Annotated in this window: 20 protein-coding genes; 12 read left to right on the forward strand and 8 right to left on the reverse strand. The window is 70.5% G+C overall.

The genetic code is table 11. From position 1 onward, the window contains the following. Window positions 1-45 precede the first annotated feature (45 nt). Window positions 46-2388 carry a glycoside hydrolase family 95 protein gene (locus M4V62_RS38075; RefSeq protein ID WP_249591746.1) on the forward strand — a complete coding sequence of 781 codons (2343 nt, stop codon included), beginning with the start codon at window positions 46-48 and terminating at the stop codon, window positions 2386-2388. A gap of 68 nt (window positions 2389-2456) precedes the next feature. Here M4V62_RS38075 and M4V62_RS38080 read toward each other — a convergent pair whose 3' ends face one another. Then, entirely contained in the window at window positions 2457-4454 is a 1998-nt protein-coding gene (locus M4V62_RS38080; protein ID WP_249591747.1) for an N-acetylmuramoyl-L-alanine amidase, read from the reverse strand. A 479-nt stretch (window positions 4455-4933) separates the two neighbouring features. Here M4V62_RS38080 and M4V62_RS38085 point away from each other — a divergent pair, with 479 nt between their 5' ends. Together M4V62_RS38085 and M4V62_RS38090 are read left to right on the forward strand one after the other, a co-directional pair. Then, window positions 4934-5476, forward strand: coding sequence for a hypothetical protein (locus tag M4V62_RS38085; protein WP_249591748.1), 543 nt, complete (start codon window positions 4934-4936; stop codon window positions 5474-5476). Then, entirely contained in the window at window positions 5473-5634 is a 162-nt protein-coding gene (locus M4V62_RS38090; protein ID WP_249591749.1) for a hypothetical protein, read from the forward strand. Before M4V62_RS38085 ends, M4V62_RS38090 begins: the two co-directional genes overlap by 4 nt. Before the next feature lie 79 nt (window positions 5635-5713). Here the strand turns inward: M4V62_RS38090 and M4V62_RS38095 are convergent, their stop codons facing one another. Together M4V62_RS38095 and M4V62_RS38100 are read right to left on the reverse strand one after the other, a co-directional pair. Further along, the gene (locus M4V62_RS38095) at window positions 5714-6550 is read right to left on the reverse strand and encodes an alpha/beta hydrolase (RefSeq protein WP_249591750.1); all 837 of its coding nucleotides are present in this window, start codon (window positions 6548-6550) and stop codon (window positions 5714-5716) included. Window positions 6551-6667: 117 nt separating this feature from the next. After that, a complete protein-coding gene (locus M4V62_RS38100) occupies window positions 6668-7861 on the reverse strand; it encodes an ROK family transcriptional regulator (RefSeq protein ID WP_249591751.1) in 1194 nt (397 codons plus the stop codon). Window positions 7862-8052: 191 nt separating this feature from the next. Here M4V62_RS38100 and M4V62_RS38105 point away from each other — a divergent pair, with 191 nt between their 5' ends. From M4V62_RS38105 to M4V62_RS38130, 6 genes are read left to right on the forward strand one after another with little or no spacing between them, the layout of a single operon-like run. Beyond that, window positions 8053-9582 (forward strand): sugar ABC transporter ATP-binding protein, encoded by a 1530-nt coding sequence (locus M4V62_RS38105; RefSeq protein ID WP_249593179.1) that lies wholly within the window; start codon window positions 8053-8055, stop codon window positions 9580-9582. Continuing rightward, entirely contained in the window at window positions 9579-10598 is a 1020-nt protein-coding gene (locus M4V62_RS38110; protein ID WP_425575157.1) for an ABC transporter permease, read from the forward strand. The genes M4V62_RS38105 and M4V62_RS38110 overlap by 4 nt, the downstream gene beginning before the upstream one ends. After that, a complete protein-coding gene (locus M4V62_RS38115) occupies window positions 10595-11623 on the forward strand; it encodes an ABC transporter permease (protein ID WP_249591752.1) in 1029 nt (342 codons plus the stop codon). Before M4V62_RS38110 ends, M4V62_RS38115 begins: the two co-directional genes overlap by 4 nt. Window positions 11624-11634: 11 nt before the next feature. Continuing rightward, on the forward strand, window positions 11635-12852 hold the full coding sequence (locus M4V62_RS38120; RefSeq protein ID WP_249591753.1) for a substrate-binding domain-containing protein: 1218 nt from the start codon (window positions 11635-11637) through the stop codon (window positions 12850-12852). Continuing rightward, window positions 12849-13721 carry a sugar phosphate isomerase/epimerase family protein gene (locus M4V62_RS38125; protein ID WP_249591754.1) on the forward strand — a complete coding sequence of 291 codons (873 nt, stop codon included), beginning with the start codon at window positions 12849-12851 and terminating at the stop codon, window positions 13719-13721. Before M4V62_RS38120 ends, M4V62_RS38125 begins: the two co-directional genes overlap by 4 nt. Window positions 13722-13774: 53 nt before the next feature. Beyond that, the gene (locus M4V62_RS38130) at window positions 13775-16918 is read left to right on the forward strand and encodes a ThuA domain-containing protein (protein WP_249591755.1); all 3144 of its coding nucleotides are present in this window, start codon (window positions 13775-13777) and stop codon (window positions 16916-16918) included. A 78-nt stretch (window positions 16919-16996) separates the two neighbouring features. Here the strand turns inward: M4V62_RS38130 and M4V62_RS38135 are convergent, their stop codons facing one another. Beyond that, window positions 16997-18136: an aminoglycoside phosphotransferase family protein gene (locus M4V62_RS38135; protein ID WP_249591756.1), complete on the reverse strand. Its 1140-nt coding sequence runs from the start codon at window positions 18134-18136 to the stop codon at window positions 16997-16999. 234 nt (window positions 18137-18370) lie between these two features. On the opposite strand from M4V62_RS38135, the gene M4V62_RS38140 reads away from it, so the two are divergent. Beyond that, window positions 18371-19870: a DNA-binding protein NsdB gene (locus M4V62_RS38140; protein WP_249591757.1), complete on the forward strand. Its 1500-nt coding sequence runs from the start codon at window positions 18371-18373 to the stop codon at window positions 19868-19870. 84 nt (window positions 19871-19954) lie between these two features. On the opposite strand, the gene M4V62_RS38145 is transcribed toward M4V62_RS38140, so the two are convergent. The 4 genes from M4V62_RS38145 to M4V62_RS38160 form a co-directional block, all read right to left on the reverse strand. Beyond that, window positions 19955-21379 (reverse strand): PP2C family protein-serine/threonine phosphatase, encoded by a 1425-nt coding sequence (locus tag M4V62_RS38145; protein WP_249591758.1) that lies wholly within the window; start codon window positions 21377-21379, stop codon window positions 19955-19957. A 169-nt stretch (window positions 21380-21548) separates the two neighbouring features. Further along, window positions 21549-22193, reverse strand: a complete 645-nt coding sequence (locus M4V62_RS38150) for a response regulator transcription factor (protein WP_249591759.1) — start codon at window positions 22191-22193, stop codon at window positions 21549-21551. 12 nt (window positions 22194-22205) lie between these two features. Then, window positions 22206-23675, reverse strand: coding sequence for a sensor histidine kinase (locus M4V62_RS38155; protein ID WP_249591760.1), 1470 nt, complete (start codon window positions 23673-23675; stop codon window positions 22206-22208). 141 nt (window positions 23676-23816) lie between these two features. Further along, window positions 23817-24395, reverse strand: a complete 579-nt coding sequence (locus M4V62_RS38160) for a TetR/AcrR family transcriptional regulator (RefSeq protein WP_249591761.1) — start codon at window positions 24393-24395, stop codon at window positions 23817-23819. A gap of 90 nt (window positions 24396-24485) precedes the next feature. Between M4V62_RS38160 and M4V62_RS38165 the strand changes: the two genes are divergently transcribed. Next, window positions 24486-24932, forward strand: a complete 447-nt coding sequence (locus M4V62_RS38165; RefSeq protein WP_249591762.1) for an anthrone oxygenase family protein — start codon at window positions 24486-24488, stop codon at window positions 24930-24932. A 68-nt stretch (window positions 24933-25000) separates the two neighbouring features. Next, window positions 25001-25432 carry a DUF4267 domain-containing protein gene (locus M4V62_RS38170; protein WP_249591763.1) on the forward strand — a complete coding sequence of 144 codons (432 nt, stop codon included), beginning with the start codon at window positions 25001-25003 and terminating at the stop codon, window positions 25430-25432. Window positions 25433-25599 lie beyond the last annotated feature (167 nt).

Raw genomic sequence — 25599 nt, forward strand, 5'->3', positions numbered from 1 at the left:
TTAACGTGACCGGTCATGACTCCCGGGATCTCGCGAAGAACCACGATGAAGACTGCCGTAGGCGGAGCAGCCGTACTGGCATCGGGCGGAGGGGTTCTCTCCGGTGTCGCGGCCGCAGCCGAGGGACGGCACGACGTAAGCGACACATCCGATGAATCGTTGCTCTGGTACGCGGCGCCTGCCGCCGACTGGGAGCGCGAGGCCCTGCCCATCGGCAATGGCGCACTCGGTGCCATGGTCTTCGGCACCCTCGCCTCCGAGCGGCTCCAGTTCAACGAGAAGACCCTGTGGACCGGCGGCCCCGGCTCCCGCGAGGGCTACGACCACGGCGACTGGCGCGAGGCCAGGCCCGGCGCCCTCGACGCGGTGCGCGAGCAGCTGGACGAGAAGGGCGCCCTGGCCCCCGACGCGGTCGCCGCCGAGCTCGGCCAGTCCCGCCGCGGCTACGGCGCCCACCAGACCTTCGGCGATCTGCACCTCGACATGGCGGACGCCCCGGAAGCACCAGACGCCACCTACCGCCGCACCCTCGATCTGCGCACGGGCCTCGCGACCGTCACGTACACCCACCGGCAAGTGCGCCACGAGCGGGAGTTCTTCGCCTCGTATCCCGACGGCGTGATCGTCGGGCGGCTCACCGCCGACCGCCCCGCGAGCGTCAGCTGCACCCTGCGCCACACCTCGCCCCGCGCCGACTTCACCGCGAAGGCCGACGGCGACCGGATCGCCGTACGCGGTGAACTCGCCGACAACGGACTGAAGTTCGAGGCACAGCTGCGCGTCGTGCACCACGGCGGTACCCGCACGGCGAACGCGGACGGCAGCATCACCGTCAGCGGTGCCGACCACGTCTGGTTCGCGCTCGCCGCGGGCACCGACTACGCCGACACCTACCCCGACTACCGCGGCGACGACCCGCACGCCGACGTCGTACGCACCGTCGACCAGGCCGTCGCCCAGGGGCACGGCGCACTCCGCGCCCGCCACCTGCGCGACCACGCGGACCTGTTCGCCCGGGTCGCCCTCGACATCGGCCAGAGCGCGCCGGCCGATGTCCCGACCGACCAGCTGCTCAAGGGGTACGGGACAGGAGCGAGCGCGGCCGACCGCGCCCTCGAAGCCCTCTTCTTCCAGTACGGGCGCTACCTCCTCATCGCCTCGTCCCGCGCGGGCTCGCTGCCCGCCAACCTCCAGGGCGTGTGGAACAACAGCACCACGCCACCCTGGTCGGCCGACTACCACACCAACATCAACCTCCAGATGAACTACTGGCTCGCCGAGGCCGCCAACCTCGCCGAGACCACCGCCCCCTACGACCGCTTCGTCGAGGCGCTGCGCGCGCCGGGACGGCGCACGGCCAAGGAGATGTTCGGCTCGCGGGGCTGGGTGGTGCACAACGAGACCAACCCCTACGGCTTCACCGGCGTCCACGACTGGTCGACCGCCTTCTGGTTCCCCGAGGCCGCGGCCTGGCTCACCGCGCAGCTCTACGAGCACTACCGCTTCGGCGGCTCCACTCAGTACCTGCGCTCCACCGCCTATCCCGCGATGAAGGAGGCCGCCGAGTTCTGGCTCGACAACCTCCGCACCGACCCGCGCGACGGCACCCTCGTCGTCACCCCCAGCTACTCGCCCGAGCACGGCGACTTCACCGCGGGCGACTCCATGGCCCAGCAGATCGTCCACGACCTGCTCACCAACACCCTGGAAGCCGCCCGGATCCTCGGCGACTCGGCCGCCTTCCGCGCCGATCTTGAGAAGACCCTGGGCAAGCTCGACCCCGGCCTGCGCGTCGGGTCCTGGGGCCAGCTCCAGGAGTGGAAGGCGGACCTGGACGACAAGACCGACGACCACCGGCACGTCTCGCACCTCTACGCCCTGCACCCCGGACGCCAGATCCAGCCGGGCAGCAAGTGGGCCGACGCCGCGAAGGTCTCCCTCACCGCACGCGGCGATGGCGGCACCGGCTGGTCCAAGGCGTGGAAGGTCAACTTCTGGGCGCGGCTCCGCGACGGCGACCACGCGCACAAGATGCTCGGCGAGCAGCTCAAGTCCTCGACGCTGCCCAACCTCTGGGACACCCACCCGCCGTTCCAGATCGACGGCAACTTCGGCGCGACGTCGGGCATCGTGGAGATGCTCCTGCAGAGCCAGTTCGACGTCGTCGAAGTGCTGCCCGCCCTGCCCGCGAGCTGGCCCGAGGGTTCGGTGCGCGGCCTGCGGGCGCGCGGCGGGGCACGCCTCGACATCGAGTGGAAGGGCGGACGCGCCACACGCATCGTGCTCACCGCTTCACGCACCCGCGAACTAACCCTGCGCAGCGGCCTGTTGAAGGGAGGCGAGAAGACCTTCAAGGCGCGGGCAGGACAGCGGTACGTCTTCGACTGAGCAGGCACCTCATCGGTCGGGGCCGGGCCCGCCCCACGCGGACCCGGCCCCGAACGGCCTCGACGGCTCTAGGAGCCCGAGCGCACCACCTTCACGTCGGCCGCCCTGACATACGCAACGCGGTGCCCGAACTGGACCTCGTAGTAGGTGTCCTTGCCGCGCACCACCTTGTGCGGCGCGGTGTCGAACGTCGGCGCGTAGAAGTACTCGCCCGGCACCTTGTCGCCGATCGCGTACTCCTGGCCCGCGAGGAGCTTGTACGGCAGCGGAGTGACCGGCTGCACCGGAACGCCCGCCGGGTACGCCTCCTTCTCCGGATAGGCGCGCCCGTACACCGGGACCTCCTTGGCGTCGCCCTTCGGCGTCACCACGAGCCCCGACGCGTCGACGGCGGTCGGCTGCTTCTTCGGGTTCTTGAACCATGCCTTCTGGCCCAGGTACCAGACGGCGGTCCAGTCGCCCTTGCGGTCGGCGACCGCGTACTGCTGGCCGGTGGACAGGCGCGCGCCGGTGTCGTTCACGCCGGTCGTCGAGTCGCCGCCACCGGGCCGCAGGCCGATGTCCTTGATGAGCGGCGCGTCGTCACGCGGCTCGGTGTGGACGCGCACCGCGGCCGAACCGTGCGTCTCGCACTTCTCGCCCGGCTTGACGCAGCCCGTGTACTCGGGGCGGTTCTTGGAGTACACGGGCGCCACCGTCACCAGACCGCCGCTGGGGCCCGCCGTCCGCTTGAACGGCTTGCCCATCAGGGTGAAGTAGTGCTGCCAGTCCCAGTACGGGCCTGGGTCGGTGTGCATGCCCGCGATCGTCGACGGCAGCGTGCCCGGCACGTTGTCGTGGCCGATGATGTGCTGGCGGTCCAGCGGGATGTCGTACTTCTTCGACAGATACTTCACCAGGCGCGCCGACGAGCGGTACATCGCCTCCGTGTACCAGGTGTCGGGCGCCGTGAGGAAGCCCTCGTGCTCCAGGCCGATCGACTTGGAGTTCACGTACCAGTTGCCCGCGTGCCAGGCGACGTCCTTGGCCTTCACGTGCTGGGCGATGTGGCCGTCGGTGGAGCGCAGGGTGTACTGCCAGGACACGTACGTGGGGTCCTGCACCATGTTGAGGACGCCTTCCCAGCGGCCCTCGGTGTCATGGATGACGATGGTGTCGATGCTCTGGCTCCCCGGCCGGTCCGACAGGTCGTGGTTGCCGTAGTCGTCGTTGCCGTTCGGGTCCTTGAACTCCTCGTACGGCGCAGGGATCCACTCGCACGACACGGTCGAGGGGCACTCGGTCTCGCCCTTCGGGGCCTTCCGTAGCCCCATGCCCCGCACCTGTGCGGCGTCCGGCTTCAGACCGCTGACCGCGGGCAGGGCCACGTGCTGGCCCGCGTCCGTGGTGCGCTCCTGACCGTCGTGGATGACGGCGAAGACGTCATTGGCGTACGTCGCCGCGGTGGCCTGGTCGTCCGCGCCGGAGAAGCGGGCGATCGCGCCGTACCAGTCGGCGGGGTTCTCGCTCAGCGGCTTGCCGAGCTTCTGCTGTGCGGCGGCGAGCAGGGCGGCGCCGCCGCGTACGTTGGCCGCGGGGTCGGTGCGCAGCCGCTCGGCGGAGAGCCCGCTGACTTCGGCGGCGCGGGGCAACGTCTTGAGCCGGGCGGGCAGTTGGGAGTTCTTCGGCATCTTGGCCGTGAACTCCTTCGGCTTGAGGACGCCCCGTGACGCGTCGCCGCGCGGGTCCTCATCGCCCTCGCTGTGATGCGGGGCGCCGGCGACGGCGGTGCGCGCGTCGGTGAGGTGCATGGGGCCGTAGCCACCGGTCACGCTCGGCGCGCCGCCGTGCGCGTCCCAGCGGGACTGCAGATAGGACACTCCGAGCAGCACGCTCTGCGGTACGCGGTACTCGGCGGCCGCTGCCGCGAAGGCGCCCTGCAGCCCCTCGTCTGACGACGTCGAGGGAGGGGCGGCCGGGGCGGCACCGAGCAGCGGAAGCAGCAGACCGGCGGAGACAAGAGCGCCTGCGGTCCTGACGGCGCGTCTGCGCGCGGCAGGGGTGCGGGCGGTGGCGGATCCTCGCAATGCAGCCTCCTGGGACGGTGAAGCGTGATGGGGCGTGCGGGGCCGGGCGTGCGTCAGTGGTACCGGCTCTCCGACGATCCGTCAATCATGCCCAGGAGACGGGATTTCGCACGTCAGCGCCGGTCCCGGCGGGTTTCGCCCCGGGAGGCCGCACGGCCTGCGACGCGTCAGTGGATTGGACCAATGAGCAGGTCGAACACCATGCCGACGGGTTGGCGGACCGCCCGGGACGTCAGAGGTCCGGTCCACCTCGCGTGCGCAACGGGCGGCAGGCCCTCGCTGCCTACGGGGTCTTGCGGGCGCCGGCCTCTGCGATGCGGTCAGCAAGGATGGTGGACAGACTGTGGATACGCGTGCTCCGCTGGTCGGTCGGATCGTCCCGACAGTCCGCACAGCAGTCCCGTCCCGAGCCTGCCGTACTGCGTTCCCGGCTCCCTTTCCCTCCCCTGCTGCACGCACCGACCGCCACCTCCCGCCGCGTGCACGAGGCCCGGCAACGCCTGATTACCCACTGCATGACCGAGCGCGGCTTCCGCTACGAGGCACCTCCCGTCGATGCCACGCCCTCGGCAGACGCCGGTTCAGGCCCGGCGCAGTTCGGCATCGAGGCCCTCAACCTGCCGGACTCGGCCGGCCGGCCTGTCACGCAGCCCGCAGAACGACCCCGTGGGAAGGCATTCGGCCGGGCGCTCTATGGGGACCCGCAACGCAAGATCTCCGCCCGCAACAAGGAGATCACCGTAAGTCGGCCCGCCACAGGCTGCTTGGCTGACGCCGAGCGACGGCTCCTGGGCGCGGGTGGGCCGCGACGCGCTCTCACTCTGCAGCTGCGGCTCGACCAGGGGGAGCGCGACGCACTGCGCACGCTGGGAAAGGATCGCGCGTTCCGCGGAGCGACGGCACGCTGGCGTTCCTGCATGCGGCAGGCGGGATTCCCCGCCGCGAAGGACCCACAGCGGCTTGCGGCGGCGCTACGCCCGGACACCCCCTCGCCGAACAACCCGCAGCCCGCGCCGACGTGACCTGCAAGCACGCCACCGGCTACCTGGAGCGCGCGTACGCCAGGCTCGCCGTGCTGCAACAGCGCTGGCTCGACGCCAACCCACAGTCGGCGATCGAATGGCGCTCCCTGCGCCAGCGGGAGGCCGAGGCCGCCACGAAGGTACTGAAGGCCGGGTGACGTTTCGGGCGCGCAGTCGCCCGGACAGCACACCGATCGAGCACGCGCTGTGTGGGGGGCGTGACCGATGAGACGTCCGTCAGACGAAGCGGCGTACGAAGGTCAGTGCCGTGTCCGCGACCTCCCGCCAGCGGCTGTCGATCGTCAGCGCGTGGTCGCGGCCGGCCATCTCCGTGATCTCGGTGACGCCGGAGTTCTCCCGCTGTTTCTTGTACGCGCCGTTGGCGAGCGCCCAGGGCACGGCGTTGTCCTTCTCCCCGGAGATGATCAGGAGGGGCCCGCGCCGGGGGTTGCGGCAGTCGACCCTCATCTCCGTCCGGGGGTTGATGTTGGCCCCGGCCGCCTGGAAGGGCGGTGCGCAGGGGGCAGGGACCGCGTACTTCTCGTAGAGCTCCTTGGCTTCCTGCTCGCTGACGGCGTTGGCGTAGGCGTAGCGGAACTGCTCGAAGGTGAGCGGCAGCGCGCGCTTGCGGTTGGCCGGGTTGCCGATGATGGGGCGCAGGGAGCGCAGCGTCGAGAGGGGCAGCGCGAGGACGCCGCGGAACGGCACCGGGTCGATCGCCACCGAGGTGGCGGACAGACCGCGCCCCGCGAGGATCTGCGTGAGCAGCCCGCCGACGGAGTGTCCGATGATGGCCGGTTTGCGCTCAAGGCCGTCGATCAGGCCGGCCAGGTGATCGGCGATCCGCCCGACCGTCTTGCCCGCGAGGGCGTCGGGGCGCTGCCTCGCCTCGGTGACCGAGTCCGGGTCGTCGGGCCACGACAGGGCGACGGGCATGTATCCGGCGGCCTCGAAGTGGGCCGTCCAGAGGTCCCAGCTGCTGGGCAGCATCCACAGACCGTGCACGAACACGACCGGAACGCGCTCGGGGGCGGCGTTGGCACGGTCGATCTGCTGTGCGTCATTGAGGGACATAGCCCGACGTTATGGGCGTAAGTCCCCCTGCGATATAGGGCCGTCGGCGGTATGGCCGGTGTTGCATGGTGCTTGTCCGGTCTGCGTGGACCGGGGGCGCGTGTAGAGGGGGGCTTCTCAGCGCACCGCGCCCGACAGGGCCCGGTCCACCTGCCGCGGGGACAGCGCGTGCTCGACCGCGAGGATGCCCGCACCGATCGCCGCCGCGTTCTCGCCGGTGCGGCTCGGCTCGATCCGGAGCACATGGGTGGCCAGCGGGTGCGAGCGGCGGTACACCGCTTCCCGTACCCCCGCGAGGAGTTGGTCGTGGACGGCGGCCAGCGCCCCGCCTACCACCACCGTGTCCGGGTTGAAGAAGTTCACCAGGCCCGCGAGCACCTCGCCCACCGCGCGGCCCGCCTCGCGCACCATGCGTACGGCATCGCGGTTGCCGGACTTCACCAGGCGTACGACATCGCTGCCCGAGGTCGCGTCGAGGCCGAGCCCGGCCAGCTTGCGGGCGATCGCCGCGCCGCCCGCCACCGCCTCCAGGCAGCCGGAGTTGCCGCACCGGCAGGGCTCCTCGATGTCGCCGACCCGGATGTGCCCGATGTCGCCCGCACTGCCCTGCGCACCCCGGTGCAGCCGGCCGTCGGCGACGATGCCGCAGCCGATGCCCGTGCCCACCTTGATGTAGAGCAGATAGCGCGTGTCGGGGAAGGCGCGGCGCTGCTCGGCGAGCGCCATCACGTTCACGTCGTTGTCGACGAGGGCCCGCGGGCCGAACCGCTCGGCGAAGAACTCCGGGATGGGGTACTGATGCCAGCCCGGCATGATCGGCGGATCCACCGGGCGGCCCGTCGAGAACTCCACCGGTCCGGGCACCCCGACCCCGATGGCCTGGAGCGACGCGGGATCGCGCCCGGCCTCCTCCAGCAGGGCGTGCAGCGTGCGCTCGACATGGCCGAGAACCTCCTGCGGGCCGTCCGCGATGGAGAGCGGGTCCTCGCGCAGGGCGAGCATCTCGCCGCCGATGTCGAGCAGGGCGACCCGACAGTGCGACGCGCCCAAGTCGACGCCCGCGACGGCGTGTTCGCGGGTGCGCAGGCGGAGGCGGCGTGGTGGCCGACCGCCCGTCGACCCGCCGTCCGCCTCCTCGGTGAGGAAGCCGTGCGCGATCAGCGCGTCCACCCGCTGCGACACCGTGGACCGCGCGAGACCCGTCACACGGGCGATGTCGGCGCGGGTCTCCGCCGCCCCCGTGCGGAGCAGGGCGAGGACTTCGCCGGGTGACGACGGCAGGGAAACGGGGTGATCCGGCGCTCCAGACATGGCAGCCACCTTAGGGACGAGTTTGGCTGCTCACAAGGCTGATGCTGTTCGACGATCGACCTAAGTACTCATCAACTTGCTTGTGTAGAAAGCTGCTTGAGCCCTTGACAGGTCAAAGCTCCCTCATCACATTGCTCTGCAGACCGCTGCCGAAGGAGCCGAGGGTGCAGGCGATGCAGGCGACGCAAGAGATGTTGGCGATGCGCGGGGTTTCCAAGAGCTTTCTCGGAGTGCGTGTGCTGCACGGGGTGTCCCTCGACCTCGCCGCGGGCGAGGTGCACGCGCTGGTCGGCGAGAACGGCGCCGGCAAGTCCACCTTGATGAAGGTCCTCGCGGGCGAACACGTCCCGGACGAGGGCAGCATCGTGCTCGACGGAACGGAGCATGCCTTCAGCCATCCCGCACAGGCCCAGGCCGCCGGGATCGGCATCATCCACCAGGAGTTCGCGCTGCTCGCGCACCGCACGGTCGCCGAGAACGTCTTCCTGGGCCGCGAACCGACCCGTTACGGCCTCGTCGACCGCCGCGCGATGGAGGCCCGCACGGCCGAACTCCTCGCCGAGGTCGGCGTATCGGGCATCACGCCGCGCACGTACATCCGCGATCTGTCCGTGGCCCGGCAGCAGACCGTCGAGATCGTCAAGGCGCTCGCCTCCGACGTCCGCGTCCTGGTCATGGACGAGCCGACCGCGCCGCTCGCCGACCACGAGGCGGGCCTCCTGCACGACCTCGTGCGCCGCCTCGCGGGCCGCGGCCTCGGCATCCTGTACATCTCGCACCGCCTGCGGGAAGTCTTCGAACTCTCCCGTCGGATCACGGTGTTGAAGGACGGCCGCCACGTCACCACGGTGCGGACCCAGGACACGGACACCGACCAGGTCGTACGCGCGATGGTCGGCCGGGAGCTGAGCGCCTACTACCCGCCGCGCGCCCACCCCGACGACATCGGCGAGGTACGCCTCACGGTCACCGGCGGCGGCAACGACCGCCTGCGCGGCATCGACCTGACGCTGCGCGCCGGCGAGGTCACCGGCATCGCGGGCCTGGAGGGCTCCGGCCGTACGTCGCTCGCGCGGGCCCTGTTCGGAGCCGCGCCGTTCACCAGCGGGGCGATGACGGTGAGCGGCGAAGCTCTGCGGCCCACCACCCCGCGGCAGGCCATCCGCGCCGGGATCGCCCTGGTGACCGAGGACCGCAAGGCCGAGGGGCTCGCGCTGCGGCAGTCCGTGCGGGACAACGCCCTGCTCGTGACCCGCGCCGTACCGGCCCGCGGGGGACCGCCCGCCGCCCGCGAACTCACCGCACTCCTTGAGCGTGTACGCCTCCAGGCGCGCGGCGAGGACCAGCAGGCCCAGTACCTCTCCGGCGGCAACCAGCAGAAGGTCGTCATCGCCAAGTGGCTGGCCGCCCGCCCCCGCATCCTGCTCTTCGACGAACCCACCCGCGGCGTCGACGTGGGCGCCAAGGCCGCCATCCACACCCTCGTCCGGGAGCTGGCCCGCGAGGGCATCGCCGTCCTGATCGTCTCCTCCGAACTGCCCGAACTCATCGGCATGAGCGACCGCATCCTCGTCATGTCCGAAGGCCGCATCGCCGGCGAACTCCCGCCGGGGGCGGCCGAGGAGGACGTGATGCGGCTCGCCACGACCGACGCGTCCGCAGACATGAGCGCCCCGTCCGCAGACACGAGCGCCCCGTCCGGAGAGGAGCCCGCCGCGTGAGCGGTACTACAGGTACCACCGGCACCACCGTCGCACCACCGCCCGCCGTGAAGACCCGTGCGCCGAGCCGCAGCAGGCTCACCGATCCCGCCGTCGGCGTCTGGCTCGCGGCGGCGGGCGTCACCGCGCTCGGGTGGATCGTGGTCGCCGCGCGCGGCGGCGACTTCCTCACGCTCTCGAACGTCGTCGGCATCCTGCAGAACTGCGTCGCCCTCGGCCTGGTCGCCGTGGGGCAGACCGCCGTCATCCTCACCGGCTCCCTCGACCTGTCGGTGGCGTATCTGATCAGCCTCGGCACGCTCGTCGCCGCCACCACCATGGAGGACGGCAGCGTCGTCACCGCGGTGCTCGCCGTCCTCGCCCTGTCGGCGGCCGTCGGGCTCGCCAACGGCCTGATCGTCACCGGGCTCAAGGTCAACGCGTTCATCGCGACGCTCGGCACCGCGTTCATCCTGCGGGGCTGGATCGAGGACAACTACACGGGCCCGGCGGGCAAGGTCCCGGCCTCCTTCCAGCATCTGGGCTACGACCGGATGGGCCCGATCCCCGTCTCGCTCTTCCTGCTGGCCGCCGTCGCCGCCGCGATGTGGCTGATCACCCGCCGTACCCGCTTCGGCCACCACCTGTACGCGACGGGCGGCGACGAACACGCGGCCCGGCTCTCCGGCGTCCGCACCCGCCGCACGATCATCGCCGCCCACGTCCTGTGCTCGCTGTGCGTGGGCGCCGCCGCCCTCTTCCTCGCCTCACGGCTCGGCGCGGGCGCCCCCTGGGCGGGTACGGAAGCGCGCTACGACCTGGAGTCGATCGCCGCCGTCGTGCTCGGCGGCACCGTCCTGGCGGGCGGCCGCGGGGGAGTGGCGGGCACCCTCGGCGGGGTCCTGGTGCTCGCGGTGCTCGACTCCGTCTTCAACCAGCTCGGCGTCGACCCGTTCTTCAAGAACGTGGTCCGCGGCATCGTGATCATCGCTGCCGTCGCGATCTACGCCCGGCGCGGCAGCAGGAGGTCCGCATGAGCAGCCAGACGGCCGAGAAGGCCCAGGCGTCAACGGCCGCCCCGTACAAGCGCGTTGTCCGCTCGCTCGGCACCGGGGCACCCGTCTACGCGCTCCTGGTGATTCTGCTCGTCGCGCTCGCCTCCACCGACCCCGGCTTCTACGAGCCCGACCGCTTCCTTGCCTTCGTCAAGCGCGCGGCGCCCCTGGTGATCCTCGCCGCAGGCCAGTATCTGGTCATCGTCTGCGGCGAGTTCGACCTGTCCGTCGGGGCGATCGTCACCGCGGGCGTCGTCGCGGCCGCCGAGGTGTACGGCTCGTTCCCGGACGCGCCCTGGCCGCTCATCACGGCGGGACTGCTGCTCGCCGGGGCGGCCACCGGCCTCGTCAGCGGGCTGATCACCACGCGCCTCAAAGTGCCTTCCTTCATCACCACGCTCGGCATGATGCTGATCCTGGAGGGCGCCGTCTTCTTCTGGACGGGCGGCTCCCCGCACGGCCAACTGGCCGAAGGATTCCGCCAGATGGGGCGCGGCACCGCCATGGGCTGGCTGCCCTGGGCGGTTCTCGCCTGCCTCGTCGCGGGCCTGGTCGCCGTCCTGCTCATGCGCTCCGACTTCGGCCGCACCCTGATCGCGACCGGGGACAGCGAACGCGCCGCCGCCCTGGCGGGAGTCCGCGTGCACCGCGCCCGCGTCATCGCCTTCGTCCTGTCCGGCGCGGCGGCCGCACTCGCCGCGGTCCTCGTCGGCGGCTTCTCCGGGGTCTCCGCGCAAGCGGGCCGCGGCTACGAGTTCGAGGCGATCACCGCCGTGGTCCTCGGCGGGGTCGTGCTCGGCGGCGGCCGGGGCAGCGTGGTCGCCGCGATGGCGGGCGCTTTCTCGCTACAGGCACTGTTCACGCTGCTCAACCTCCAGGGCGTATCGGGCGCCCTGGAGTCCACCGTCCAGGGCGTCATCGTCATCGCCGCGGTCGGGCTCGGGGCCGCCGACTGGTCCCGGCTGCGCCGCCGTCGTATCCACTCCTCGGGAGGCAGACCCTCGTGATGCACAGCCCCATGAACCCTCTGACGCGCAGGCGCGCGCTGGTACCCGCGGTCGCCCTCCTCGCGGGCGCCCTGCTCACCTCCTGCTCCAGCGACACACCGCCCGACTCGCCCGCCGGGGCCTCGCAGGCCGCCGAGTCCGACAAGGGCGGGGACAAGCCGTCCAAGTTCTTCGAACAGGCCGAGTACGAGCGCCAGTTGAAGCTGGGCAAGGAGACCCCGCAGGGCCCTGCCGCCAAGCCCTGGGAGCAGATGCTGGAACCGGAGATGACCGACACCGCCCAGTACGAGAAGAAGGGCTCGGGCGGCACCCATCTCTGCTTCTCGAACGCCGGTGTCTTCAACCCCTGGCGCCAGGTCGGCCTGAAGAACATGAAGGCCGAGGTGAAACTCCACAAGGAGATCAGCGACTTCACCGTCCTGGACGCCCAGGGCAAGGACGACAAGCAGATCTCCGACATCCAGGAGCTCGCGGGCAACAAGGACTGCGACGCGCTCATCGTCTCGCCGAACACCACCGCCACCCTCACCCCCGCGGTGAAGGAGGCCTGCGGCAAGCTCCCCGTGATCGTCTTCGACCGCGGCGTGGAGACCGACTGCGCGGTCACCTTCGTGAACCCCATCGGCGGGTACGGCTACGGCGCGGTCGCCGCCGACTTCCTCGTCGACAAGGTCAAGCCCAAGGGCAAGATCCTCGCCCTGCGCATCTCGCCCGGAGTGGACGTCCTGGAGACCCGCTGGTCGGCGGCGAAGCTGGCCTTCGACAAGAGCGAACTCGACGTCGTGGACGCCAAGTTCACCGACGGCGACCCTGCCAAGACCAAGTCGATCGTCTCCGACGCGATCTCCCGGCACGGCTCCATCGACGGCGTTTGGATGGACTCCGGTGCCACGGCCGTCGCAGCCGTCGAGGCCTTCGAGGACGCGGGCGTCGACGTGCCGCCGATCACCGGCGAGGACCAGCAGGACTTCCTCCAGGCATGGAAGGACAAGGACCTCACCGCGATCGCCCCCACCTACCCGACCTTCCAGTGGCGCACACCGGTCATCGCGGCCCTGCGCATCCTCGACGGCAAGCAGGTCCCCAAGGAGTGGAAGCTGCCGCAGCCCACGGTCACGCAGGCCAACCTGGACGAGTACCTCCAGGAGGGCATGCCGCCGCTGCACTACGCGATGTGCGGCTGCCAGGACATGCCGGGCTTCCCCAAGGACTGGGGAGGCAAGAAGTGACGTACACGGCCTGGCAGTTGGGCGCGAACCCCTGGATCTGGCACTCGCCGGTCACCACCGAGGCGCTCGGCGAGACGCTGCCCCGCCTCGCGGGATGGGGCTTCGACGCCGTGGAACTGCCCCTGGAGCAGCCCGACGACTGGGAGCCCGCCGCGGCGGCCAAGCTCCTGGACGCCACGGGCCTGACGCCCGCGGCCGTCGTCGCCGTCATGCCCGACGGACGCGACCTGGTCCGCGCCGACCAGGGCACGCTGCGCGCCACCCAGGACTACCTGCGCCGGTGCGTCGACGCGGCCCACGCGATCGGCGCCCCCGTTGTCGCAGGCCCCGTCTACGCGGCGGTCGGCCGCACCTGGCGCATGGACCGGGCCGCGCGCGCGGCGGCGTACGAGGAGTGGCGCGAGCACATCGCACCGGTCGTCGAGTACGCGGCACGCGCCGGTGTCCGTATCGCCGTCGAGCCCCTCAACCGCTACGAGACCAGCCTGTTCAACACGGTCGCGCAGACCCTGGAGGGCCTGGCAGGTCTCCCCGAGGCGTCGATCGGCATCGCCCTGGACACGTACCACCAGAACATCGAGGAACACTCCCTGCCGCAAGCGGTCCGCACGGCCGCGGACCGCATCGCCCATGTCCAGGTGTGTGCCAACGACCGCGGCGCCCCGGGCGCCGACCACCTCGACTGGCCCGGCTTCCTGCGCGCCCTGGGTGAGTCCGGCTACCGCGGGGCGCTCTGCATCGAGTCGTTCACGGCCCACAACGACGCCATCGCCGTCGCCGCCTCCGTCTGGCGGCCCCTCGCGCCCACCCAGGACGCCCTCGCGACCGACGGGCTCGCATTTCTGCGCCGCGCCCTGGCCGCCCTCTGACATCCGGCAATCCCGCACGTCCGTCCGTCCTTCCCAGCAGAGAGGACCACCCCATGGACTGTCATGTGCGTGACAGGAGACCGCATGACGCGAAAGGTCTACGAAGAACGGTGATCGCCTTCGTCGCGGCACTGCTGCTCGCGGTCGGGTTCCTGCCCGCCACGTCGAGCGCCGCCGACAAGGCCCCCGCCTTCCGTGCACTGCTCTTCACCAAGGCCGTCGGCTACGTCCACGACTCCATCCCGGCCGGCGTCCAGATGGTCAAGGAGCAGGCAGCCGCGAACAACTTCGAGCTCGTCACGACCGACGACGCGACGGTCTTCGACGACGCGAAGCTCAAGGACTTCGACGTCATCATCATGCTGCAGAACTCCGGCATGGTCTGGGACACCGAGGCCCAGCGCGACGCCATGAAGGCGTACGTGAAGAGCGGCAAGGGCGTCGTCGCCCTGCACAACACCCTGGACATGGGCGTCGAGGACTCCTTCCCCTGGTGGGACGACCTCATCAACGCCGGTGCCCACATGCCGGCCCACTCACCGGGCGTCCTGAAGGGCACCGCCAAGGTCGCCGACCGCGCGCACCCCTCCACCAAGGGTCTTCCCGAGCGCTGGGAGCGCCCGGAGGAGTGGTACAACTTCGACAAGAACCCCCGCGGTGACGTGCACGTCCTGGTCACCGCCGACGAGACCACGTACGACCCGGGCGGCTCCAAGATGGGCGCCGACCACCCCATCTCCTGGTGCCGCAACGCCGAGGGCGGCAAGGTCTGGGCCACCGCCATGGGCCACGACAAGGCGTCGTACACCGAGCCCGCCTTCCGCGAGCACGTGCTCGGCGGCATCCAGTGGGCAGCGGGCAACAAGCCCGGCGACTGCGGCGGCACGGTCTGGTCCGGCTACGAGAAGACGGCGCTCGACGACAACACCGCCGACCCGATGGAGCTGGACGTCGCCAAGGACGGCAAGGTCTTCTACGTCCAGCGCAGCGGCGAGGTGAAGATCTTCGACCCGAAGAGCCACTCCACGTCCACGGCGGGCAAGCTCGACGTCTACACCGGCGGCGAGGACGGCCTCGTCGGCATGGAGTTGGACCCGAAGTTCGCCACCAACCGCTGGATCTACCTCTACTACGCCCCCGCGAAGGCGACGGACGACGTCAACCGCCTCTCCCGCTTCACGGTCAAGAAGGACAACACCCTCGACCTGGCCAGCGAGAAGAAGCTCCTGGACGTCCCCGCCTACCGCGACCGCAGCTTCCCCGAGCCCGGACACACGGGCGGCGCCGTCGAGTTCGGCCCGAACGGTACGCTCTACCTCGGCGTCGGCGACGACGTGCCGCCCAACCTCGACCCGAACTGGCAGGGCTACGCCCCGATCGACTGGCGCCCCGGCAAGGAGCGCCTCGACGCCGCCCGCACCGCGGGCAACACCAACGACCTGCGCGGCAAGATCCTGCGCATCAAGCCCACGGACAGCGGCGGTTACACCATCCCCAAGGGCAACCTCTTCGCCAAGGGCACCGCGAAGACCCGCCCCGAGATCTACGCCATGGGCTTCCGCAACCCCTTCCGCTTCACCGTCGACCCCAAGACGGGCTACGTCCACGCCTCCGACTACGGCCCCGACCGCGGCGCGCCCGAGACCAACCGCGGTCCGGAAGGCCTCGTCGAGTACAACGTCATCAAGAAGGCGGGCAACTTCGGCTGGCCCTTCTGCCACGGCAACAACCAGGCGTACGCCCCCTACAACCCCGACACCCAGGAAGTCGGCGCCAAGTTCGACTGCACCAAGCCCACCAACCCCTCGCCGAACAACACCGGCCTGGGGGACCTGCCCACCATCCAGCAGCCCGAGATCTGGTACGGCTACGGCGAGTCCAAGGAGTTCCCGGAGATGGGCGCGGGCGGCTCGGCCCCGATGAGCGGACCCGTCTACCACTACGACGCCAAGAACCCCTCCAAGACGAAGTTCCCCGCCTACTTCGACAAGGCGAGCTTCTTCTACGAGTGGGCCCGCGACTCGGTCAAGGAGATCCGCTTCGACAAGGACGGCAAGCTCCTGAAGATCAACGACTTCCTGAAGTCGGCCAAGTTCGCCAAGCCCATGGACATGACCTTCGGGCCCGACGGCTCGCTGTACGTCCTGGAGTGGGGCAGCGAGTTCGGCGGCGGCAACAACGACTCCGGGCTCTACCGCATCGACTACGCCCAGGGCCAGCGCACCCCGCTCGCCCAGGCCAAGGCGTCCGCCACGAACGGCCCGACCCCGCTGAAGGTCGACTTCTCCAGCGAGGGCAGCAAGGACCCGGACGGCGATCCGCTCACCTTCTCCTGGGACTTCGACGGAGACGGCACGTACGACTCGACCGAGGCCAGCCCCTCCCACACGTACGACGCCAAGGGAGACTTCAACGCCCAGCTGAAAGTCACCGACTCCACCGGCAAGTCCGGCTACGCCAACGTGCCCGTCACCGCGGGCAACACGGCACCCAAGGTGAAGGTCGAGACCCCGGTCGACGGCAAGCTCATCGAGTTCGGCGACAAGATCCCCTACAAGGTGACGGTCACCGACCCCGAGGACGGCACGATCGACTGCTCCAAGGTCACCGTCAACCCGGCCCTCGGCCACGACGACCACGAGCACCCCACCACCGACATCCCCGGCTGCGAAGGCACCGTGGACACCGGTGACCTCGGCGGACACCCCGAGGGCGCCGACCTCACGTACGTCCTCAACGCGAAGTACACCGACAAGGGCGGCGACGGCGTCAGCGCCCTCACCGGCTACGGCCGCTCCGTCCTGCACCCCAAGCACAAGCAGGCCGAGTACCACGACGACCAGTCGGGAACCCGCATCGTCTCCCAGGAGGGCGCCGAGAACGGCAAACGCATCGGCGACGTCAGCGACGGCGACTGGATCGCGTACAGCCCGATGAGCGTCGAAGGCGTCAGCAAGGTCAGCTACAAGCTGTCCTCGCCCTACGGCGTCGGCTCGGTCGAACTGCGCGCGGACGCTCCCGACGGCAAGCTGCTCGCCACGACACCCGTCCCCAACACCGGGGGCTGGGACACCTATCAGGCCACACCCGACGTGCCGGTCGAAGCACTGGCAGGCACCCACAAGCTGTACGTGGTCTTCAAGTCGCCACAGAACAATTCCTTCGACCTGGACGCCGTGCAGTTCACGACGTCATAGTCACTCGGTAGTCGCCGGGGGCATACGAAGGCCCGCAGTGCGCCGCTGTCCAAGGCGCACTGCGGACCGTCATCCCCGTCAGCGAGTACCGACCGCCGCGCGCACGGCCCGACGGGCCAGCTGGCAGTCGTCGTGCAACCGCCTCAGCAGCAGCCGCTGTTCCTCACCGGACGGCGCAGCACCGGGATGGGCCGGGCCCGGTGCCGCCGGGGCCGCGTCGTGCATCGATCGCTGCACGGCCATCTCGTACGTACGGATCTCACGGGTCAGGACCAGCATCAGGTTGACCAGGAACGCGTCACGCGCCGCCGGTCCCTGCTCCTGCGCCAGCTGGCTGATCTCGCGCCGCGCCACCGGCGCGTCACCGAGCACCGACCACAGCGTCGCCAGGTCATAGCCCGGCAGGTACCAGCCCGCGTGCTCCCAGTCCACGAACACCGGGCCCGCGGGGGACAGCAGGATGTTCGAGAGCAGCGCGTCGCCGTGGCAGAACTGCCATGTGCCGTGCTGTCCGGCCGAGTGCGCGATGCCGTGCAGAAGCTTCTGCAGGTCGCCCATGTCCCGGTCGGTGAGCAGGCCAAGATCGTGGAAGCGGGAGATTCGCTTGCCGTAGTCCATGGGCCTGCCGAACAACTCCTGCGGCGGGCGCCACCGGTTGAGGTGACGGATCGCGTTGAGCGCAAGACGCACGTCCGCGCGCGGCGGCGGCTCCACGGGGTGGCGGGACAGCGCGGCGACGCGTCCCTGCATCCGCTCGATCACCAGCGTGCAGTCCTCGGGGTCCGCGGCGATCAGCCGCGGGGCCCGGACCGGAGGACGGTGCCGGACGAACGAGCGGTAGGCAGCTATCTCGTGCCGGATCCGCTCGGCCCACACCGGCGAGTGGTCGAGTAAACACTTGGCGATCGCGGTGCTGCGTCCTGTTGTCCCCACGAGCAGCACGGTGCGTCCGCTGCGGCGGAGCACCTGTACCGGATTGAACTCGGGACAGATGCGGTGCACCGAGGCGATCGCGGTGCGCAGTTGCGCCCCCTGGGGGCCTGACAAGTCGAGTCTCCCGCTGAGCGGTTGCGTGCCGGGCCCCGGAACGCGTCGCGTTCGGCCGGCGCCGAGCGACCCGGCCGCGGGGCGCGCGGGCTCCAGATACGGGCCGCTGCCGGGCTGTCGGCTGTGCAGTGGCCGGGGCGGGGCGGACACGGAGGACGATGCTGTGTACATGGGCGATACAGATCCCTTCGTGTGCCTGCGAGTTGCTGCGCCTCCCGCCCCGGCCCCCTTGGGAGCACCCTGGGGAATGTCCCGCGGCGGGCCGGGTCGGGGTGGCGCATTCCTACCTGACACCCGGCGTCCCCTGGCACACCATGTGGCGCACCCTGGCGAACCGTGGCGAATAGTCGCTCAGCAACTGACAGAGGGTTACTGTCAACTCAGCCGAGAACCTGGGGGCTTGACGTGAACGGACAACCCAACACCCGACTGTCGGACCTGTTCGGCCTGGCAGGCTGGTCAAAAGGGGAACTCGCGAGACTGGTGAACCGGCAGGCGGCGGCCATGGGCCATCCGCAACTGGCCACCGACACCTCGCGGGTACGGCGTTGGATCGACATGGGAGAAATCCCCCGCGATCCCGTGCCCCGGGTGTTGGCGGCTCTGTTCACCGAGCGTCTCGGCCGTGTCGTGACCATTGAGGATCTTGGTCTGGTCCGGCACGGGCGCGTGGGGAAACGGCGTGGCGACGGTGGTGTGGAGCACCCCGACGGCGTGCCGTGGGCGCCCGAACGGACAGCCGCGGTCCTCACCGAATTCACGGGAATGGACCTCATGCTCAACCGACGCGGCTTGGTGGGCGCGGGTGCCGCGCTCGCCGCCGGCTCCGCACTGACCGGCGCCATGCACGACTGGCTGCACACCGATCCGGCCCTTGCTGCCGACGCCCCCCGTACCGACCATCCCCTGCACGCCGACCCCGCTGGGTTCGACCGCTATGAGGCCGCCCCCATCGGGTCGCAGGAGATCGAGGAACTGGAGACCTCCGTCGAGGTGTTCCGGGCCTGGGACGCGGCCCGTGGTGGCGGACTGCAGCGCAAGGCTGTGGTGGGACAGCTCAACGAAGTGGGCGGCATGCTCGCCTACCGACACCCCGACCATCTCCAGCGGCGCCTGTGGGGCGTCGCTGCCAATCTCGCCGTCCTCGCGGGCTGGATGTCGCACGACGTCGGCCTGGAGCCCACGGCTCAGAAGTACTTCGTGATCGCCGCGCACGCGGCTCGCGAGGGGGGCGACCGGCCGCGCGCCGGTGAGGCCCTGTCCCGGGCCGCGCGCCAGATGGTGCATCTCGGGCGGCCCGACGACGCCCTGGACCTCATGAAGCTCGCCCAGTCGGGATCGGGCGAGGAGATGCTGCCGCGCACGCAGGCCATGCTCTACACCATCGAGGCCTGGGCACAGGCGTCGATGGGCAAGGGCCAGGCGATGCGGCGCACGCTCGGCATCGCGGAGGACCTGTTCGTCTCCGACAAGGGGGATGTGCCGCCGCCCAGTTGGATGCAGATGTTCGACGAGGCGGACATGCACGGCATGCAGGCCCTGGCCTTCCGCACCCTCGCCGATCACGACTCGTCCGCCGCCAACACCGCCCAGCGTCATGCCAAGGAGGCGATCGACCTGCGGTCCAAGGGCCGCGATCGCTCGCAGATCTTCGACTACATCTCGCTGGCGTCGGCCTGCTTCATCGGCGACGACCCCGAACAGGCCGATCGGTACGCACGGTTGGCGCTGGTCTCGATGGGGTCGAACTCCTCGCACCGCACGTGGGACCGCCTGCGGGAGATGTACCGCCTGACCGCTCAGTACTCGGGCTACCCGAAGATCCAGGATCTGCGTGAGGAGATCAAGCTGGCCCTGCCCAAGGCGACGGCCAAGTCCGGAGGTGGCAGCCGGGTCCGCGCATAGGACCCGGCACGGCTCGCTCGGGCGTGCGCCACTCGGACCGCCTGTCACTCAGGTCGCGTGGGCCGCGTGTCACTCGGGCGAGGGTCAGGAATTGATCCGTGCGATCAACAGGCAGGCGTCGTCCTCACGTGGGGCCACGCCGAACTCTTCGACGACCGTCCGTACACAGTCCTGCGCACCCCGCGTCTCCGTGAAGCGTGGCGCGAGCGCGAGCAGCCGGCTCGTGGCCGCGTCCCTGGAGCGCCGGGGGACAAGGCCATCGGTGTGCAGCAACAGCAGGTCGCCGGGCTCGAGTTGCACTTCGGCCTGCTCGTACGTGGCTCCGGAGGTCGCCCCGAGGATCACTCCTCCCGGTGGCGTCAGCGCGCGCCCCGTCCCGTCGCGGAACAGCAGCGGGGCGGGGTGGCCTGCCTGCGCCCAGGTGAGGGTGCGGGTCGTGGGGGTGTACTGACAGCAGACGGCGCTGCCGAGTGCGGGTTGCGTGGTGGTGTCCAGTAACTGGTTGAGCCAGCCCATGAGTTGGCCCGGCCGCACTCCGGCGACCGCCATGCCGCGTACGGCGCCGAGCAGCATCGCCATGCCGGACGTGACGGTGACGCCGTGCCCCGTGAGGTCGCCGATGCTGAGCAGGAACTGGCCGTCGGGCAGCTCCATCGCGTCGTACCAGTCACCGCCGATCAGTGAGCTCGTCGAGGACGGGAGGTAGTGCGCGGCGAGGTCGAGCGCCGCGGGTCCGCCGTGCGGGAACCGCAGGGAGCCGCGCCACGGCGGCAGCACAGCCTCCTGCAGTTCGACCGCGAGCCGGTGCTCTGTCTGCGCGATGTGCCGCTGGCGCTGCAACGAGTCACGGGTCTCGCGCACCACTCGCTGGCTGCGGCGCAGTTCGCTGACGTCCCGCAAGACCGCCCACATCGAGGCGGTGCTGCCATCAGCGGCGAGCACGGGCTCGCCCATCATGTGCACCTGTCGTACGCCGCCGTCGGGCCGCACGATACGGAACTCGCCGTCGATCGGCTTGCCGTCGATCAGGCAGTCCGTGACCATGGCCGTCAGCCTCGGCTGGTCGTCGACGTGCACCAGGGAGGGCAGCTCGTCGAGGGAGAGCGGGGGAGCCTGCGGGTCCCGCCCGAGGATCTGGTAGAGCTCGCCCGACCAACTCGCCTCGTCGTTCAGGAGGTTCCACTCCGCGCTGCCGACCCGGCTGAGCAGTGAACCGCGCTGCGGTTCGAGGGGCGCGGGCACAGCCGGGGCGGCGGGTGCCGCGGCCGACGGCACGGGTCCGTCCCTCAACTGTGCGAGGTGGTCGTCCAGATCGTTCAGCTGATGGACCGCCAGGTCGCACAGGGCGCGCTGCCAGCGATCCTGCGGGTCGCCGTCGTCGGCCCCGGTGTCACGGCGCACGGCGTCGACTTCGCCGCGGAGCCGACGCGTCTGCGTGATCAGCGCTTCGACCGAGCCGCGCTCGGGCGGCTGGGCGGAAGGGCGGTCCGCGAAGACATGGGACGGCATGAGGTGCTCCGTTGAGGATGCGGTGCGACCAAACGGGCGGGATGGACCGCTAATGACTTTCGCACAGCCGGGGGTGCCCCGTAAGGGATTTGGCAACACACGACGCGGTCATGTCTCTGGTATATGCCTATGTCCTTCGGAGCAGTGCATTCCGGCGGCACGGTGCCGATCACCCGCGCAAGTAACGGATCACAGCCAGAACGCGGCGGTTGTGGTCATGTGACGCGGGCAGTCCGAGCTTGTCGAAGACGGCGGCCACATGCTTCTCGACGGTGCCCGCGGAGACGACCAGGCTCTGCGCGATCGCCGCGTTGGACCGACCCTCGGCCATCAGGGAAAGAACCTCGCGCTCGCGCTCGGTGAGGGGTGCGAGCTCCTCCGCCCGGCGACCGGCCCCGGCCAGCTGCGTGACGACCTCGGGATCCAGCGCCGTCCCGCCCGCGGCCACCCGCTCCAGGGCGTCGGTGAACTCCGCGATGTTCGCGACGCGGTCCTTGAGCAGATAGCCGACGCCCGCCGAACCCGCGGCGAGCAGCCGCGTGGCGTACTTCGTCTCCACGTACTGGGAGAAGAGGAGCACTCCCGTGCCGGGGTGGTCCCGCCGGATGTCGATGGCCGCACGAAGGCCTTCGTCCGTGTGCGTCGGAGGCATCCGGATGTCGGTCACCGTGACGTCCGGGCGGTGCTCGGCGACCGCGGCGCGCAAGGTGCTCGCGTCGCTCACCGACGCACAGATCTCATGCCCGCGCTCCACGAGCATCTGGCCCAGCAACTCCCGCAGTACCGCGGCATCCTCAGCGATCACGACGCGCATGGCGGCATGCTCTCACGCGTGCAGCGGCAGCTCGACGGTGACCGCCGTCGGCCCGCCTGCAGGACTTTCGACTTTCATCCGCCCATCGACCGTACGTACGCGTTGCACGAGTCCCGTCAGGCCGCTCCCCGCGCCGGCGTCCGCGCCGCCGTGCCCGTCGTCACCGACCTGAAGGAGAAGCCTTCCGTCCAACCGCGCCACCGTGATGGCCGCCCGCCCGGCCCCGCTGTGCTTGATGACGTTCGCCAGCAGTTCGGCCGCGCAGAAGTACGCGATGGTCTCGATCGCAGGCGTCGGACGCTCCGGTATGTCCGTCACCAGGTCGACGGGGACGCTGCTGCGTGCGGTGAGCGTGGCGAGCGCGTCCGGCAGGCCGTCGTCGAGGACCGGGGGATGGATGCCGCGGGCCAGATCACGCAGTTCGGTCAGGGCCTCGGTGGCGTTGTGGTGCGCCCCGTCGACGAGTTGACGCAGGCGGGCGACATCCAGCGGCCCGCTGCCCGCGCCCTTGCCCGCGCCCTCGGTCTCGTGCTCGTTGAGCCGTTGTCTGATCATGTCGAGGCTCATCGCGACCGCGACGAGGCGGACCTGGGCTCCGTCGTGCAGATCGCGCTCGACGCGCCGGAGCAACGCCACCGAGTCATCCACGGCGAGCGCCCGCGTCTCCTCCAAGTCCCTTACACGATCGGCAAGTTGTCCGGGTCCGAGCAGGGTTCCGATGAGCCGGCGGTCGGCCTCGGTCACAAGCCGTGTCACCCAGGGCGCGCACAGCAGGGTGACCGCACCGATGGCCACCGCGAGGAACGTGCCGGCGAAGGTGTCCGCGTCCGGGCTGCCGCCGAAGGGAATCGGCGTGAGCACCGTCATGCCCTCGGGGGAACCGGGTTCGGGGTGCTGTCCGAACACCGCCCACCGCAGTGGTGCGGTGAGGTTGACGAGCCCCGTCAGCCACCAGAGGACGGCGTACGCCCCCAGAAGGCCGACCGGCAGCTTCGCCAGCACATAGGCCGCCGACCGCCAGCCGGTCCCGTCCCACAGCCGGGCGTCGAGGCGGCTGACCAGGCGGCCGCTCGGACGAAGCGGCTCCGGCGCCGGCGTCCGGTCCCCGAGGAACAGGGCGGCGAGGCGGCGGTGGACGCCGCCCAGCGCGCGTGCCAGCTGGAGCCCTGTGATGAACAGAAGCGCGCCCAGCACGGCGAACACCACCGACACGGTGAAGCCCGCGCCCAGGGCCAGCGCCACCGCGAGCAGCACGCCACCCACCAGGCCGAGCGTGAACCCGATCAGGCAGTACGCGGCCTCGGCCCACGCCCGCCGGGTGAGCGGGGCGCGCCCCACGGCTCGCACGAGCGCGCGCGCCCCTCGGGTGCCGCCCGCTGTCCCGGGGTGCACCGGCGTGCCGGGGGTAGTGGCCGTGCCGGTGGGGGTGCCGGTGGGGGTTGGGCCAGTGGTCCCGGCAGCCTTCGGACGTGTGACGTGCATGGTGTCCAGTGTCCACTGCCCTGTCAGGCGTCACGGCGGGCGAGCGTGCGCCATCCCGCGCCGAGGGCGAGAGCGGCGTACAGGCACATCATGGCAAAGCCGGCCCACGTCGGGCGCCCGCGCTCCCGCCAGGACGGTCCGTCAGATCATGGCGAGCCGGTCCACCAGCAGCTCCACCCTCCGCCCGGTCTCCTCCGGCGGCAGCCGGCCCGACCGGGTCAGGGTGGCCACCCCGTGCAGGGACGCCCAGAACACCTCGGTGTACAGCCCCGGGTGGACGCCGTCCCCGGCGACCTCGCCCAGGCACTCCAGCAGCGCGGCGAAGGCGTCCTTGAGAGGTTCCGGGGTGTCCTCCTGCGCGTACGGGAGACCGCCGTCGAGCTGGAAGATGGCGTCGTAGACCGCCGGGTTGCCTGCGGCGAAGTCGAGGTAGGCGCGGGCAAGCGCGGTGACCCGCTCGCGCGGGCCCTTGGCGGCGCCGGTCGCGGCGCGCACCGCCACGGCCAACTCGGCGGCGCCCTCCAGGGCGACGGCGCCGATGATCTCGCGTTTGCCGCGGAAGTGGCTGTAGAGGACGGGCTGGCTGTATTCGATGCGCTCGGCGAGCTTGCGGGTGGTGACCGCGTCCCAGCCCTGCTGCTCGGCCAGTTCGCGGGCCGTCGCCACGATGAGGCGCTCGCGGGCCGCCCGTTCACGCTCCTTGCGTTCCTTTACCGACATGATTCGATCCTAGCACCGCTAGACAAGCGAGCGGCAGTAGTACTAGCGTTGCCTCATCACCTAGCGGCGCTAGATTCCTGAGAGGTCGTCATGCTCAACGCACTTGAGATCGTCACCACCGTGATCGTCGGCGTGATGGTGGGGGTGGAGTTCTCCGTCGCCTTCGTCATGAACCGGATCTTCGACGCCCTCCCCGAGGACAGTGACCAACTCGCCCGTGCCCACGGCGGCCGGATGCTCGGCGCCGTCATGCCCTTCTGGTACATCGGCTCGCTCGTCCTCGTCGCGGTCTGGGCCGTCGCCGGGTGGCACCACGACGGCACCGGCCTGGTCGTCACCGCCGGCGCGCTGCTCATCCTCAGCGTGGTCATGTCGCTCCTGCTGCTCGTCCCGATCAACAACCAGGGCAAGACGTGGACCCCCGAGAACCGGCCCGAGGACTGGAAGGAGCAGATGAACCGCTGGGACCGCTATCACTACGTCCGCGTCGCCGTCATCATCGCCGCCTTCGCCCTGCTGGTCGCCGCCCTCGCCTGAGCCTGCGGGCTCATTCCAGAAGCTCACCAAGCTCAGCAAGCTCACGAAGACTCGCAAGGAGAAGACCAATGTCGCTGAAGAAGATCAACACCGTGATGACCGCCGCCTTCATCCTCTTCATCCTCTGGTTCGGGACGGAGTTCATCCTGAGCCCGGAGACGACGGCGCCGGGCTTCGGCCTGCCGAGTTGGCCGTCCGGCGACGGCGGCGGCTTCCTGATCGTCAAGGGGATCCGCGATGTCATGATGGCCCTGGGTCTGGGCGTCCTGCTGGTGACGGGCCACCGCCGGGCGCTGGGCTGGGTGTTGGTGGTGGAGGCCTTCGTCGCGTACGGCGACATGGCCACCGTGCTGGCCCACCACGGCTCCGTGGCCACCGCGCTCGGCGTCCACGCCCTGACCGCGACGCTGATGGTGGTCAACGGCCTGCTGATATTGCGCGAGACCCGCAAGGTCGCGGCTGCTCCGGCAGCGCCCGCCCCCGCCCCGCAGCCCGCCTGACGCCGCCTCGGCCGACACAACCTCCAAGCGCAGCGACGCACATGCAGCACTCTTTGGTCGATCTGCCAAGCATTAGCCAGGCGGCTATGAGTTTGCGTGCCGCAGATGCAAGATGGAATCCGTTGATCGGGGCGCGGATACGGCAGCTCCGGCCAGGCCCGAAAGGC

This window comes from Streptomyces durmitorensis (genome assembly GCF_023498005.1).
GTDB lineage: Bacteria > Actinomycetota > Actinomycetes > Streptomycetales > Streptomycetaceae > Streptomyces > Streptomyces durmitorensis.

Excerpts from the sequence above, each read along its gene's own strand:
- M4V62_RS38075 (WP_249591746.1), top strand. The coding sequence starts at position 46 with ATGAAGACTGCCGTAGGCGGAGCAGCCGTACTGGCATCGGGCGGAGGG.
- M4V62_RS38095 (WP_249591750.1), bottom strand. The coding sequence starts at position 6,550 with ATGTCCCTCAATGACGCACAGCAGATCGACCGTGCCAACGCCGCCCCC.
- M4V62_RS38100 (WP_249591751.1), bottom strand. The coding sequence starts at position 7,861 with ATGTCTGGAGCGCCGGATCACCCCGTTTCCCTGCCGTCGTCACCCGGC.
- M4V62_RS38105 (WP_249593179.1), top strand. The coding sequence starts at position 8,053 with ATGTTGGCGATGCGCGGGGTTTCCAAGAGCTTTCTCGGAGTGCGTGTG.
- M4V62_RS38115 (WP_249591752.1), top strand. The coding sequence starts at position 10,595 with ATGAGCAGCCAGACGGCCGAGAAGGCCCAGGCGTCAACGGCCGCCCCG.
- M4V62_RS38120 (WP_249591753.1), top strand. The coding sequence starts at position 11,635 with ATGAACCCTCTGACGCGCAGGCGCGCGCTGGTACCCGCGGTCGCCCTC.
- M4V62_RS38130 (WP_249591755.1), top strand. The coding sequence starts at position 13,775 with ATGGACTGTCATGTGCGTGACAGGAGACCGCATGACGCGAAAGGTCTA.
- M4V62_RS38135 (WP_249591756.1), bottom strand. The coding sequence starts at position 18,136 with ATGTACACAGCATCGTCCTCCGTGTCCGCCCCGCCCCGGCCACTGCAC.
- M4V62_RS38145 (WP_249591758.1), bottom strand. The coding sequence starts at position 21,379 with ATGCCGTCCCATGTCTTCGCGGACCGCCCTTCCGCCCAGCCGCCCGAG.
- M4V62_RS38150 (WP_249591759.1), bottom strand. The coding sequence starts at position 22,193 with ATGCGCGTCGTGATCGCTGAGGATGCCGCGGTACTGCGGGAGTTGCTG.
- M4V62_RS38155 (WP_249591760.1), bottom strand. The coding sequence starts at position 23,675 with ATGCACGTCACACGTCCGAAGGCTGCCGGGACCACTGGCCCAACCCCC.
- M4V62_RS38160 (WP_249591761.1), bottom strand. The coding sequence starts at position 24,395 with ATGTCGGTAAAGGAACGCAAGGAGCGTGAACGGGCGGCCCGCGAGCGC.
- M4V62_RS38165 (WP_249591762.1), top strand. The coding sequence starts at position 24,486 with ATGCTCAACGCACTTGAGATCGTCACCACCGTGATCGTCGGCGTGATG.
- M4V62_RS38170 (WP_249591763.1), top strand. The coding sequence starts at position 25,001 with ATGTCGCTGAAGAAGATCAACACCGTGATGACCGCCGCCTTCATCCTC.